General features: G+C 69.4%; 14 protein-coding genes, 2 tRNA genes and 1 pseudogene. 7 read left to right on the top strand and 10 right to left on the bottom strand.

Features of this window, described 5'->3' with window-relative positions; all coding sequences use genetic code 11:
• The first annotated feature begins 3 nt into the window (after nucleotides 1–3).
• From CLV71_RS18695 to CLV71_RS18685, 3 genes are all read left to right on the top strand, one after another.
• Nucleotides 4–1,464 (top strand): serine/threonine-protein kinase, encoded by a 1,461-nt coding sequence (locus tag CLV71_RS18695; protein WP_133904076.1) that lies wholly within the window; start codon nucleotides 4–6, stop codon nucleotides 1,462–1,464.
• A 70-nt stretch (nucleotides 1,465–1,534) separates the two neighbouring features.
• A complete protein-coding gene (pknB, locus tag CLV71_RS18690; protein ID WP_133904075.1) occupies nucleotides 1,535–3,520 on the top strand; it encodes a Stk1 family PASTA domain-containing Ser/Thr kinase in 1,986 nt (661 codons plus the stop codon).
• A gap of 7 nt (nucleotides 3,521–3,527) precedes the next feature.
• On the top strand, nucleotides 3,528–4,580 hold the full coding sequence (locus CLV71_RS18685) for an NAD(P)/FAD-dependent oxidoreductase (protein WP_133904074.1): 1,053 nt from the start codon (nucleotides 3,528–3,530) through the stop codon (nucleotides 4,578–4,580).
• A 221-nt stretch (nucleotides 4,581–4,801) separates the two neighbouring features.
• Here the strand turns inward: CLV71_RS18685 and CLV71_RS18680 are convergent, their stop codons facing one another.
• From CLV71_RS18680 to CLV71_RS18675, 3 genes are read right to left on the bottom strand one after another with little or no spacing between them, the layout of a single operon-like run.
• Complete coding sequence (locus tag CLV71_RS18680; RefSeq protein WP_133904073.1) at nucleotides 4,802–5,455, bottom strand: aminodeoxychorismate/anthranilate synthase component II; 654 nt, start codon at nucleotides 5,453–5,455, stop codon at nucleotides 4,802–4,804.
• 23 nt (nucleotides 5,456–5,478) lie between these two features.
• Nucleotides 5,479–5,637 carry a hypothetical protein gene (locus CLV71_RS47730; RefSeq protein ID WP_166664153.1) on the bottom strand — a complete coding sequence of 53 codons (159 nt, stop codon included), beginning with the start codon at nucleotides 5,635–5,637 and terminating at the stop codon, nucleotides 5,479–5,481.
• Nucleotides 5,637–6,581, bottom strand: coding sequence for a class E sortase (locus tag CLV71_RS18675; protein WP_243866561.1), 945 nt, complete (start codon nucleotides 6,579–6,581; stop codon nucleotides 5,637–5,639). The genes CLV71_RS47730 and CLV71_RS18675 overlap by 1 nt, the downstream gene beginning before the upstream one ends.
• Before the next feature lie 109 nt (nucleotides 6,582–6,690).
• Here CLV71_RS18675 and crgA point away from each other — a divergent pair, with 109 nt between their 5' ends.
• Nucleotides 6,691–6,957: a cell division protein CrgA gene (gene crgA / locus CLV71_RS18670; RefSeq protein ID WP_133904072.1), complete on the top strand. Its 267-nt coding sequence runs from the start codon at nucleotides 6,691–6,693 to the stop codon at nucleotides 6,955–6,957.
• 183 nt (nucleotides 6,958–7,140) lie between these two features.
• Nucleotides 7,141–7,518: a PH domain-containing protein gene (locus tag CLV71_RS18665; RefSeq protein WP_243866560.1), complete on the top strand. Its 378-nt coding sequence runs from the start codon at nucleotides 7,141–7,143 to the stop codon at nucleotides 7,516–7,518.
• On the opposite strand, the gene CLV71_RS18660 is transcribed toward CLV71_RS18665, so the two are convergent.
• Together CLV71_RS18660 and CLV71_RS18655 are read right to left on the bottom strand one after the other, a co-directional pair.
• On the bottom strand, nucleotides 7,515–8,408 hold the full coding sequence (locus CLV71_RS18660; protein ID WP_243866559.1) for a rhomboid family intramembrane serine protease: 894 nt from the start codon (nucleotides 8,406–8,408) through the stop codon (nucleotides 7,515–7,517). The genes CLV71_RS18665 and CLV71_RS18660 overlap by 4 nt on opposite strands.
• A 36-nt stretch (nucleotides 8,409–8,444) precedes the next feature.
• Nucleotides 8,445–9,002: a peptidylprolyl isomerase gene (locus tag CLV71_RS18655; protein ID WP_133904069.1), complete on the bottom strand. Its 558-nt coding sequence runs from the start codon at nucleotides 9,000–9,002 to the stop codon at nucleotides 8,445–8,447.
• A gap of 83 nt (nucleotides 9,003–9,085) precedes the next feature.
• Between CLV71_RS18655 and CLV71_RS18650 the strand changes: the two genes are divergently transcribed.
• Entirely contained in the window at nucleotides 9,086–9,745 is a 660-nt protein-coding gene (locus tag CLV71_RS18650) for a hypothetical protein (RefSeq protein ID WP_243866558.1), read from the top strand.
• A 45-nt stretch (nucleotides 9,746–9,790) separates the two neighbouring features.
• On the opposite strand, the gene CLV71_RS18645 is transcribed toward CLV71_RS18650, so the two are convergent.
• The gene (locus CLV71_RS18645; RefSeq protein WP_133904068.1) at nucleotides 9,791–10,327 is read right to left on the bottom strand and encodes a DUF2020 domain-containing protein; all 537 of its coding nucleotides are present in this window, start codon (nucleotides 10,325–10,327) and stop codon (nucleotides 9,791–9,793) included.
• 63 nt (nucleotides 10,328–10,390) lie between these two features.
• Here CLV71_RS18645 and CLV71_RS18640 point away from each other — a divergent pair, with 63 nt between their 5' ends.
• Nucleotides 10,391–10,918, top strand: coding sequence for a DUF6506 family protein (locus CLV71_RS18640; protein WP_133904067.1), 528 nt, complete (start codon nucleotides 10,391–10,393; stop codon nucleotides 10,916–10,918).
• Nucleotides 10,919–10,940: 22 nt separating this feature from the next.
• On the opposite strand, the gene CLV71_RS18635 is transcribed toward CLV71_RS18640, so the two are convergent.
• The 4 genes and pseudogenes from CLV71_RS18635 to CLV71_RS18625 form a co-directional block, all read right to left on the bottom strand.
• Nucleotides 10,941–11,013: transfer RNA gene (locus CLV71_RS18635), tRNA-Ala, on the bottom strand.
• Nucleotides 11,014–11,103: 90 nt separating this feature from the next.
• Nucleotides 11,104–11,214, bottom strand: a pseudogene (locus CLV71_RS47725) (DLW-39 family protein); the annotation flags it as partial.
• Between the two features lie 186 nt (nucleotides 11,215–11,400).
• A tRNA-Ile gene (locus tag CLV71_RS18630) sits at nucleotides 11,401–11,474 on the bottom strand.
• A gap of 31 nt (nucleotides 11,475–11,505) precedes the next feature.
• Nucleotides 11,506–12,396, bottom strand: a complete 891-nt coding sequence (locus tag CLV71_RS18625; RefSeq protein WP_243866557.1) for a DUF3566 domain-containing protein — start codon at nucleotides 12,394–12,396, stop codon at nucleotides 11,506–11,508.
• Nucleotides 12,397–12,401 lie beyond the last annotated feature (5 nt).

Here is a 12,401-nt window from a genome sequence, read left to right as displayed (position 1 = left end):
GAGATGCTGACGTCGGGGCAGCTGCTGGCCGACCGCTACCGGCTCGCTCGTCGCATCGCCGTTGGTGGCATGGGCGAGGTGTGGGAAGCGGCCGACACGAGGCTGGACCGGCACGTCGCCATCAAGGTGCTCAAGCCGGAGCTGTGCGGGGACGCCGAGTTCCTGCACCGGTTCCGCACCGAGGCCCGCATGACCGCGTCACTGAACCACCCGGGCATCGCCGCCGTCCATGACTACGGCGAGACCAACGCGGTGGTCGACGGACCCAAGGACACCGCTTACCTCGTGATGGAGCTGGTCGAGGGCGACCCCCTCGCGGCCATCCTGGCGAAGGAGCGGCGGATCAGCGCGGAGTACACGCTCGAGATCGTGGAGCAGGCAGGCAACGCGCTGCAGGCCGCACACGAACGCGGTTACGTGCACCGGGACATCAAGCCGGGCAACATCATGGTCACGCACGCGGCCGACGGCCGGATCGTGGTCAAGCTCACCGACTTCGGCATCGCCAAGGCCGCAGACGCCGCGCCGGTCACCCGGTCCGGCATGGTCATGGGGACCGCGCACTACATCGCGCCGGAGCAGGCGCTCGGGCACGAGGCCGAGCCGGCGAGCGATGTGTACTCCCTCGCCGTGGTCGGCTACGAGTGCCTCGCGGGACACCGCCCGTTCCTCTCGGAGAACGCGGTGACCGTCGCGATGATGCACATCCGGGACGCGCCGCCACCGCTGCCACCGGACGTGCCGCCCTACGCGCGTGCCGTCATCGAGGCGACCCTGGTCAAGGACCCCACCCAGCGCTACTCCAGTGGTGGTGAGTTCGCGGCGGCGGTCGCCGCGGTACGTGCCGGGCACCCCCTGCCCGCGCCGTCCGGGCGGGTCGCCGCCGGTCACTACGCGGGCGGACCGAACGCCACGAACCCCGGCATGCTGCCGGTCGGGCCGGTGAGCGCACCGCACACGTTGCCGCCCGGAACCGGTTCCTTCCCGCTGGGACCTCCCCCGGGGCCGCCGAGGCGGAGCCGTGCGGGACTCTGGGCCTTGCTAATCATCCTCGGTGTGGTACTTCTGGTGCTCGCCGTTCTCGGCGTGGCATCGTTGCTCGACGCCGACCGGGACACCGACGGCCGGTCCACACCGGCGACCACGTCGGGTCCTGCCGGTGGCGGCGACGACGTCAACGAGGACGGCAGTACTGGGGCACCGGGGAAACCTCAGATGACGGGTATCCCCCCGCAGGGCAAGTTCGTTCAGGTAGACGAGTCGGTTTTCGTGAACCGGCCCGCCGACTTCGCGGCGACCAAGCTCGAGGACGACGGCCTGGCACCGACGGTGGTGAACCAGTTCGGACAGCAACCGCAGGACCTGGGCAACTGCAGGGTGGTCGGAGTGTCACCGCACGGGCGGCGGCAGGTCGGCACCGAGGTGCTCGTGCGCTGCGAAGAAGATGAGGAACCGCCGCGATGACTGACCGCGGGAACCGCCACGGGACAGGCATTATGGGCGCACACCCGACGAGGATCGAGACGAAAGACCGATGACCACACCGAGACTGCTCTCCAACCGCTACGAGCTTGGCGACACGCTCGGTTATGGCGGCATGTCCGAGGTGCACAAGGGTCGCGACGTCCGCCTCGGCCGGGACGTCGCCGTGAAGGTGCTGCGTGCGGACCTCGCACGGGACCCGCAGTTCCAGGAGCGGTTCCGGCGCGAGGCGCAGAACGCGGCCGCCCTGAACCACCCGGCCATCGTCGCCGTGTACGACACCGGCGAGACCAGAACCGAGCACGGCCCACTGCCGTACATCGTCATGGAGTACGTGGACGGGCGCACGCTGCGGGACATCGTGAAGACCGAGGGCCCACTGCCCGGTCAGCGCGCCATGGAGATCATGGCCGATGTCAGCGCGGCACTGGACTTCTCCCACCGCCACGGCATCATCCACCGTGACGTCAAGCCGGCCAACGTGATGATCACCAAGACCGGTGCGGTCAAGGTGATGGACTTCGGCATCGCGCGTGCCGTGCACGACGGCCAGGCCGCGGTCACGCAGACCGCGGCGGTGATAGGGACCGCCCAGTACCTGTCGCCCGAGCAGGCACGCGGCGAGACCGTCGACGCACGCAGTGACGTGTACGCGGCGGGCTGCGTGCTGTTCGAGCTGCTGACCGGCGAGCCGCCGTTCACCGGCGACTCCCCCGTCGCGGTCGCCTACCAGCACGTGCGGGAGGACCCGAAGCCGCCGTCGGCGCTGAACCCGAGGGTCAACCCGGCGCTCGACGCGATCGTGCTGAAGGCCATGTCGAAGGGCGCGGCCAACCGCTACCAGTCGGCCGCGGAGATGCGGACCGACCTGGTGCGGGTGCTGTCGGGCCAGCGGCCGCTCGCGCCGATGGTGATGACCGACGAGGACCGCACGACGATCCTGTCGCAGGGCCGCACCAGCGCGATGCCGCAGCAGCGCGGCAGGCACCGCCCGCAGGCGCTCTCGAACGACTACGACGACTACGACCCGTACGAGGACGAGGAGGAGGAACGCCGTCGACGCCGCCGCAAGGGCTGGCTGATCGCGTTGCTCACGGTCCTCGGTGTCGCGCTGGTCGGCGTGCTGATCTGGCTGATGAGCAGCGTGCTCGGCGACGAGCCGCCGTCCGGCCTGGTCGAGGTGCCGGACGTGACCGGACAACTGCTCGAGGACGCACGCAGTGAGCTGATCCAGAAGGGGTTCAACCCGACGGTCGAGTACCGCGTCTGCGAGGCGACCGCGACGAACCAGCCGGGCCAGTGCGGTCCGGACTCGATCAACAAGGTCATCGACACGACCCCGAAACCCGGGCAGAAGATCAACAAAGAGGACACGATCACCCTCGTCGTCGGCCAGGAGGCGGAGAAGGTCGGGGTCCCGGACCTCAGCGGCAAGACACCCGACGAGGCACGCGCGGCCCTGGAGGCGGTGGGCCTCACCGTCGATCCCGCGGTCAACGAGGAAGAGACCGACGACGACGACTCGGTCGGCAAGGTGATCGCGCAGGACCCGGCGAGTGGCGCGCAGGTCGCGAAGGGCACCGCGGTCAAGCTGACGACCGGCAAGGCGAAGGAGAACGAGTCCGTGCCGGACGTCGTCGGCAAGGACTTCGACACCGCCAAGGCCCAGATCGAGAACGCGGGCTTCCAGGTCGAGCGGCAGGACCAGGAGTCCGACAAGCCGAAGAACCAGGTGATCGACCAGAACCCGAAGGGCAAGCAGCCCCCGGACACCAAGATCACGCTGATCGTGTCGAGCGGGCAGAGCGAGGAGGACACCATCCTCATGCCCGACCTGACGGGCAAGTCGCCGCAGGAGGCACGCAACATCCTGCACGGCCTCGGCTGGGAGGGCAGGCTCAACGACCAGCCCGGCTCGACCACCGACCCGGACGAGTTCGGCAAGATCATCGAGCAGCAGCAGGAGCCGAACACCCGGATCAAGAAGGACGAGAATGTCGGCGTGATCGTGGCGACACAGATCGGGAACGGCGGCTGACCTGGCCATGCAGATGCGTACCGCCGTCATCGGGGCCGGCGTGGTCGGCCTCTCGACGGCGTACGCGCTGCTTCGCCACGGCTCCGAGGTAGTCGTCTTCGAGACGGACCGGCCGATGGGTGCCCGCTCGGCAGGCAGTTCGAGAATCTTCCGGCTGGCCCACGCCGACTCCGGCCTGGTCGCCTACGCGGCGGCCGCGGCAGGCCTGTGGGCCGACTGGACACACCGGGCGGGCAACCGCCTGGTCGGCCAGCAGACCACGGTCGTCACAGGCCCGTCCGCCCCCGTCTGGGCCGACGCGATGGCCGACGCCGGCGTCGACCACACCCTGCTCGACGAGGTGGACCCGGCACTCGGCCTGCCGGTGTCGGAGCTGTCCGGCCCGGCACTGGTCGACCCGTCCGGCGGCGTGATCGATGTCGGGGCGACGAACCGGTTCCTGCGTGCCGCCATCGGCAGGCGTGTGTGGCCGGACCACATCTACCGCCTGGAACCGCACGACGACTGGGTGACCGTGTACGGGGCAGGTGGCGTGCACGAGGTGGACCGCGTGGTCATCGCGGCGGGCCGGGGTTCGCTGGAGCTGGCCGCGCAGGTCGACCTGTACCTGCCGACGGACCTGGCCCACAACTCGCGGTTCACGTTCCGGTTGAAGGACCAGGACGCGGCGCCCCCGTGCTGGCTCGACGGCACGGAGTCGTGGCGCTCGGGGATCAGGAGCTACCAGCACCTGTCCGGCCCCGGGTTGTGGTCGATCGGCCTGTCACTGCCCCCGGAGGACGAGGACTGGGAGCGCGGCCGCGACGAAGTCGCGGACGAGTCACGCGAGCTGGTGCGGTCCTACGTGCGGGAGGCCCTGGTCGGGGTCGGGGACGAGCTCGTGGAGGAGATCCACTGCGACTCGCCCGCGTCACTCGGCGACGGCGTGCACGTGGCCACGGTGGGTCCGGTGACCGCGGTGTGGGGCGCGAACCTGTTCAAACACGCACCCGCGATAGGCCAGACACTGGCGAACGCCGCCATCACCGACACGTCTCCGCAGGTGCCTCGCACGGAGTGACCTGAGGCCCACGGTCGTCCACAGCGTGCCGAGTTGTCCACAGGCGCCGCCGCACCGGAGCCCTCTGTCGGTCCCATGCCGTAGCGTGGTTCGAGGGGGCCGGAGGCCACGCCGCCACTGGTTTGACCAGGCGGAACGAGCCTGCGGCTGGTTACGAGGATCACCAGCACACGACCGGCGCCCCGGTCAACGCTCCACAGGCTGGGGATGAATCGCGGTCTTCACGGGCGCGTCGCCGCGTCGGCCAGGTTGCGCATGGCGGACTCGAGCTCGCGGACGCGTTGGTCGGGAACCTCGTGGCCCGCCGTCGCCAGCCAGTTGGCCAGCATCCGGTGGCCGCCCTCGGTCAGCACCGACTCCGGGTGGAACTGGACACCTTCGATCGGCAGCTCGCGGTGGCGCATGGCCATCACCACACCGCTGTCCGTCTCGCCCGTTACCTCGAAGTCCGGGGGGATGGTGTCCGGCAGCACCGTCAGTGAGTGGTACCGGGTCCCCGTGAACGGGTCCGGGAGACCGGCCAGCACGCCGACGCCCTTGTGGTGGACCTGGCTCGTCTTGCCGTGCAACAGCTCGGGCGCGCGGTCCACCGTCGCCCCCCACGCCACGCCGATCGCCTGGTGGCCGAGGCACACGCCGAGCAGCGGCTTCCTCGCCGCCGCGCACCAGCGGGTCACCTCGATGCTCGCGCCCGCCCGCTCGGGAGTGCTCGGGCCGGGGCTCAGCAGCACCGCGTCCACGTCGTCCAGGACGGAGGAAGACGCCAGCTCGTCGGCGTCGTTGCGCAGCACCACACAGTCCGCCCCCAGCTGGGCCAGGTAGTGGACCAGGTTGTAGACGAAGCTGTCGTAGTTGTCGACTACCAGCACACGCATGGCGAGAACAATACTGCCCGGGGTTACTGCGGGGTGGTCACGTTGTTGAACGGCAGCAACGGCTCCGCCCACGGGAACACCACGAACATCAACAGTGCGACGAACCCCAGCAACAGCACCGCCGCCAACGACAGCCGGACCGCCATCGGACCGGGCAGGTGCCGCCAGATCCAGTTGTACATCAGACGGTCTCCTTCAGCTCCGGCGGCGTCCAGTTCGCCTTGGCCGGGTCCTTCGCCCACTGCTTGACCAGAACCGCGTGCACGATCAGGCGCTGCTTGTCGGAGAAGCGGGGGTGACACGTCGTCAGCGTCATCAGCGAGGCCTGCTCACCCGCGCTGGGCACCGTGTCCGACCCGGGCACCGGGCTGACCACGTCACCGTCGTTCGGGGTGACGATCTGCTGCCCGACGACGTGCGAGTACGGGCCGCCGAGGACCGAGACGCCCTTGCACCTGGTCTCCTTGCCCTTCCCCTCGGCCCAGCCCGCCTTCTCCTCCGCCTTGGGCAGCGCGCGGTAGACGTACCAGTTGTTCTGGGTCTCGACCACGATCGCGTCGCAGGAGTTGATCAGGTTGATGTCGTTGAACGGCGCACCCTTGCCCACCCGGTGGCCCGCGACGGCGAAGTTGCCGACGCCGCCCGGGTAGGCGGTGTGGGTGTAGTGGCCGGGGCCGATCTCCAGGCTGGCGCCGGAGGTGCCCTCCACGATCGTGAAGTGGTAGTCGGCGCCGAAGGCCGGGATGTACATCTTGGCGAAGCCGTCGCCCTCACCGAGGCCCGTGAAGTGGTCCTGGCGCTGCGGGTCGTCCTTCGTCGTCCACCTGTTGTCGAGCGCGGACGTGGCGTCGCGCTGCTTGCCCGCCGAGATCACGTCCGTCCAGTAGACCTCGTAGACCACGAACAGCAGGACGACCATCCCCAGCGTGATCAGGACCTCGCCGAAGGTGCGCACAACCGTGCGTACGGGGTCCTTGCGGGGCGGACCCGGCCGCAGGAAGTCCTTCGGGATCCGGACTGTCGGCGGGTCCGGCACGTAGCGACGCGGGCGCGGCGAAGGAGGCCGGCCGCCCAGATCGCCGGAGATCCGGCCAGCGCCTCGGCCCATGTGCTCGACGGTGCCCACGCACACTCCTCTCGGGAGTCCCGACCTATGGGTTCGCCGAGACCCTCGGCTACGTTAACGTGTTGCAGAGTGGTGTTTGTGCCCAAGCTACACGCCAGTGAGGACTCCCATGCCTAAGTCCAAGGTCCGCAAGAAGGCGGTTTACACGCCACCCACCGACCGGCGCACTCCGGTGAAGGTGAAGACAGCGGGTCCGTCTCACCCCATCTACATCGGCGTGATGCTTGGCACCATGATTCTCGGCCTGGCGTGGCTGGTCGTGAACTACATCGCCGGCGAGAACATCCCGTTCATGTCGGACCTCGGTAACTGGAACTTCGCCATCGGCTTCGCCCTGATGATCGGCGGGCTGCTGATGACGATGCGTTGGCGGTAACGCTCTACGGTCGGTTGGCTTGGTGCACCCGTTCAGCGCAGCGTGATTGAACCACACGGGTGTAAGTCATCCCCAGTGTGGACAACTGCTGTGGATAACTCTCACTCGACGCACTCCTGAACCTGGAGCGTGACGACAGCCATGACCCCGCCACCAGCGAAAACGTGGTCTCCGCAGCCGGCGGTGGCGATTCTGGCCTGGGCGCTTGCGCTCGCGGCCGGGGCCTGGGCCGCGCTCATCGGTGACCCACCCGGTCGGGTGTTGCTCGGTGCCGTCGCGCTGCTGCTCGCGCTGGCCGCGCTCTTCACCACCGTGGCCCGCCCGCGCCTCACGGCCGACCAGCAGGGCATCGCGGTGCGCGGGCTGGTCGGCACGCGCCGGTGGACGTGGGCCGAGGTGAACGTGCGGATGGTCCGCACGCGCCGCCTCGGCCGCGACACCGCCACGATCGAGGTGGACGCGGAGAACGCCGACCCGCCGGCCCTGGTGGTGCTGGGCCGGCTCGACCTCGGTGCGGATCCCGAGGACGTCGTCGACGAGCTGCTGGCGCTGCGGACCTAGGCGGGCCCACAGCTGATGTAGCCCTGCGCTTCCGAGAGCTCGCAGGAGACGTCCATCGCGGCGATCCTGACCCCGACCACGACGATGAGCAGGACCGCGAGCCCCGCACACGCCCAGACCTGGAACCGGACCAGGTTCGGCGTCCTCGGCGCGTAGACCATGGCCGCCGTCGCGAGCGCGCCGACCACGAGCCCGCCGAGGTGGCCGAGCAGCGAGATGCCAGGCAGCGCGACCGACAGGAAGATGTTGATCCCGAGCAGCACCAGCACGGGTGTCGGGTTCATCTTCGCGCGGAACACCACGACCGCGATGCCGCCGAAGAGCCCGTAGATGGCGCCGGACGCACCCGCGACGCTGGAGATCGCGTCACCGAACAACATGACCGAGACCGAACCACCCAGCAGCGCCAGCAGGTAGACGGTCAGGAAGCGGAGCTTGCCGAGTGCCACCTCGAGGTCCCGCCCCAGCACGTACAGGGCGAACATGTTGAAGATCAGGTGGATCGGCCCGTAACCGCCGTAGTTGCCGAAGTGCAGGAAGCCGGACGTGATCAGACGCCAGTAGTCGCCGTTCGCGACCAGGCCGGGGATGAGCGTGCCGTCGAGGAACACCGCCGAACGCTGGTTGTCGGTGATGCTCTGCGCCTGCAGCGCGGTGATCGCGAAGACCAGCACGTTGAGGCCGATGAGCACCGGCACGACGACCATCGACCGGACACCCCGGCGAACCGGCGCACCCGCCGCGGTCCGCGCGGGGCGGACCGTCTTGTTGCCGTCGGCGACGCAGTCGACGCACTGGTAGCCGACCGACGCCTCCCGCAGGCAGTCGGGACAGGCCGGCCGGTCGCACCGCACGCAGCGCAGACCGGTCGGCCTGTCGGGATGTCTCACGCAGGCCGGCAGGTTCTGCTGCCTGTTTACGGACACTCAGCCCTCGCGTTCGACGACGACCCGCTCCACGACGATGTCTTCCACCGGCTTGTCGTCCGGCTTCTTGGTCTCGGTCGTCGCGATCCTGTCGACCACGTTGCGCGACTCCTGGTCGGCCACCTCGCCGAAGATCGTGTGCTGGAAGTTCAGCCACGTCGTGGGCGCCACGGTAATGAAGAACTGCGAGCCGTTCGCGTTGCGGCGGCCGGGGTTCGCCATGCCGAGCAGGTACGGCTTGTTGAATTGGAGCTCCGGGTGGAACTCGTCGGCGAACTCGTAGCCGGGGCCGCCGCGACCGGTGCCGGTCGGGTCGCCGGTCTGGATCATGAAGCCGTCGATCACCCGGTGGAAGAGCATGCCGTCGTAGTACGGCCCGGACGTCCCGCCCTTGGCGTTGCGGGGTCCGTACTCCTTGGTGCCCTCGGCCAGGCCGACGAAGTTCGACACCGTCTTGGGCGCCTGATCAGGGAAAAGGTTGACCTTGATGTCACCCTTCGAGGTGTGGAAGGTCGCCGTGACCTTCACCCCGACAAGGGACTCGTTGCTGTCTGCCACCCGGTCATCGTGCCATCCACAAGCAGGATCGCTCCGGAAGGGGCAGGATGGTATGTGTCCGACTAGCCACCCTGGAGCAGACTATGGACGATGTGAAGGCCATGAACCGGGCCGGAGAGACGGTCGGCAAGGCCGTGAGCACCGGCTTGCTCGCGGCTCGTCGTGGCGCCGTGCGCGCCGGAAAGGCCGGCGCGGAGGCCGCGCAGACCGCCGAGGCCAAGCTGACCGAGCGCGGGGTCGCGCCACGGCAGCTGGCGGAGGCACTGGCCGAGAGCGCCGAGGTCGCGCGCCAGGAGGTCGTCAGGACCACCCGGCGGGCACGACGCAAGCTCGCCAAGACGGCCAAGCACACCCGCAAGGACCTGGCCAAGGCCGCCAAGCAGGCACGCAAGGACGCCCTGAAGAGCAAGACGGCGAAGTCGGCGAAGCAGGCACGCAAGGACGCCGCCAAGCTGAAGTCGTCGGTCAAGGCGGAGATGCTGAAGCTGAAGGCGCGGGCCCGCGAGGAGGCAGCCGCGCTCGCCGCGGAGGCTCCCAAGCGCAAGCGGCGCTGGCCGAAGGTCCTGTTGCTGCTGATCGTGGCGGGCGGCGTCGCGGTCGCCGTCCGCAACAAGGCGGCACAGCAGCACGAGGAGCCGCCTGCACCGGCCCCCAGGCCGACCGAGGCTGCGAAGCCGGAGGGTGCCGAGGCGCCGCCGGCCTCACAGAACGGCCAGCAGCAGAAGTCGAGCACGAAGAGCTAGAGGTACCTCGGCCCGCCGGTCTCGTGCCGGCGGGCCGAGTGCTGTCTAGAGGCCGAGCGCGGTGATCGACTGCTGTGCGATCTGCTTGGCCTTGATCGTCTGCTCCTGGTTGGTGGTGACCACCACCGCGGAGGCGTCCTTGGCGACCGCGTAGACGGCGCCGCTGTCCTTGGCCTCCGCGCCACCCTTCCAGCCACCCGGCAGCTCGGCCGGGTTGGAGGACGAGATCGGCGTGGCCGCGTCCACGAGCGCCTTCGCCACGGCCGCGTCGCCGGTGTAGACGCGGACGGTCAGCTGGACGCCGCCGTCGGGCCGGTAGAAGAAGCAGGCTGGCGGCTGGTCGGCGGAGGTCTGCACCTTGGAGACGTGCTGTCCGTTGGTGTCCGCGACGTAGTCGTCCTCGAGGTACGGGCACGGCCCGTCCGCGGTCGGCTGCGGCTCCGGCGGGAGCGCGGCCTGGGCCGGGCTCGACTCGGTGGAGGGCAGATCGGTCGTGATGACTGTGGGGTCGTCCGTGGCCTCGTCTGTGCACGCGGCGAGCGCGACCAGCAGCAGCGGACCGAGCAGGAGAGCGCGTTTCATAGGGGGCTGAGTCAACCACATCGGCGCGAGGCGTTTTCCAGGTGCCAGGCGCAGTGTGGGGACATGTTTCGCAACCTGTTCCTGGTGCGGGTGACCGGCGCGGCTCCGGCGGAGCGGGTGGTGCACGCGGACGCCCTGTCGACGACGACGATCGTGCCGGTGCCGTCGGTCGAGGCCGCGGTGGCGGTGGCGTCGGCGTTCGGGGAGGTCGACCTGGTCGAGCTGTACGGCGGGTTGGGCACGCGGGCGGCCGCGGCCGTACTCGAGGTGGCGCCGGGTGTGCCGGTCGGTCATCCCGGTCCCGACCTGCCGCCGGTCAGATCGGCGGTGCTGTTCGAGGACCCGGTCGCGGCTCGTTGGACGTTCGGCGCGACGACGGTGGTGACGGTGCCGTCGGTCGACGAGGTCGTGTCGGCAGCCGTGTCACTGGTGTCGGCCGGGGCCGAGCGGGTCGAGCTGTGCGGCGGCATGGGTCCGACCGTGGCGACCGCAGTAGCGGCGGTGGTCGACGTTCCGGTAACAACGGTGCTGTTCGGCTTCGAGTCACTGCCTGCGGCAGCCGCGTACCGAGCCCGTTTCGAGGCATCCTGACCTGTACCTCAGGTCGTCTTCGTGGAGACGAGGGGAATCGAACCCCTAACCCCTGCCTTGCAAAGGCAGTGCTCTGCCAATTGAGCTACGTCCCCGGGTGTGGGTGTCCACTACCAGCTGACGGGCTTCGAGCGCCCGCCAGCTGGGATGGAAGCTCTGTGTCAGGCCTTCTTGGCGCCCGCGGCAGGAGCAGTAGCCTCGCGCCACAGGTCGTCCTGTGCCTTGGCGGACTTGTTGCGGCGAATCACGAAGAGAACGCCACCAGCCACGGCTGCCAGTGCGAGAAGCTTCTTCACGTCCATTGCCTCCTTCGGCAAAACAAGACCTACCCGCCCGCGACCCCTGATGATCCTTGCGAGCGGCCCTACAAGTCTGCCACAGGTGTGGGTCCTGGGTACGGAGCCTTCGGGCACCATACCCGGGTTCCCGACGCCCGAAATGAGTACGGACGACCCGTGTTCGCAGGGGTCGTCCGTCTTCCGTGGGCCTAGGAGGACTTGAACCTCCGACCCCTTCGTTATCAGCGAAGTGCTCTAACCGCCTGAGCTATAGGCCCCGGATGCGAGGTGAACACTACAGCAGGGTGTTCACTCGCGTTCCGCCAGGGTGACCTCCAGGCCGCCGGCCAGGTCGGCGGACACGTTGTAGATGAACGCACCCACCGTCGCCAGCGCGCTGAACAGCACTATGTTCACCGCGCCGATGATGGCGGCCACGCCGAAGACCCTGCCCGCACTGATCAGCGGCTCTCCGGTGTTGTTCGAGCCCTGCAGCAGCTCGTCGGAGATGCCGTTCAGGCCGTCCCACACGCCCATGCCGTCCAGCACGGCGTACAGGATGCCCACCGCCACCAGCCACACGAAGAACAGCGCCACGCCCAGCACCAGCGACAGCTTCAGCACCGACCACGGGTCGAAGCGCTTGATCTGCAGGTTGGCCCGGCGCGGGCCTCGGCCCGGCCTGCGCAGTGCGCTCGGCGCCGCGGCACCCACCGCACGCAGCGGACCCGTGGACGCCGGGTTGCCCGTCGTGCCGTCCAGGTTCACCGCCGTGCGGCCACCCAGTGGCAGGCCGCCCGGTGGGGTGTCCATGCGCGGGGCGTGGTGCGGGACGTTGATCGTCTTGGCGTCCGAGCCGCCGAACAGGTTCGCGGCGGCCGAGCCCGTGACGACCGGGCGTTCCACGCGCACCGTCTTCTCACCCGAACCCGGCGGCGGGGTCGGGTGGGACGGCGGCGCCGCGGGCTCGGTCGGCTTCTCGGGCTGCACTCGCTGCCACGGCGGCGGGGCGCCGTGGCTCAGCTCCAGGTCCTCCGCGCCGGCCACGTGTGCCGTGGCCGGCGGCTTCTGCCCGTTGCCCTCGTGGCTGCCACCGGCGCCCTGGTCGTCCTGTTGGGCCGGGTCGCTGGTGGCGACGGCGGCCGTGCGGTCCGCCTCCGCTGCCTGCTCGGTGCGTCCGGGCTTGTCAGGTGGTGTCACGCGGG

This window comes from Actinophytocola oryzae, assembly GCF_004364325.1.
Taxonomy (GTDB): Bacteria; Actinomycetota; Actinomycetes; order Mycobacteriales; family Pseudonocardiaceae; genus Actinophytocola; species Actinophytocola oryzae.
The sequence above is the reverse complement of the archived record's forward strand: the minus strand, read 5'-3'. Positions and strand labels throughout refer to the sequence as shown.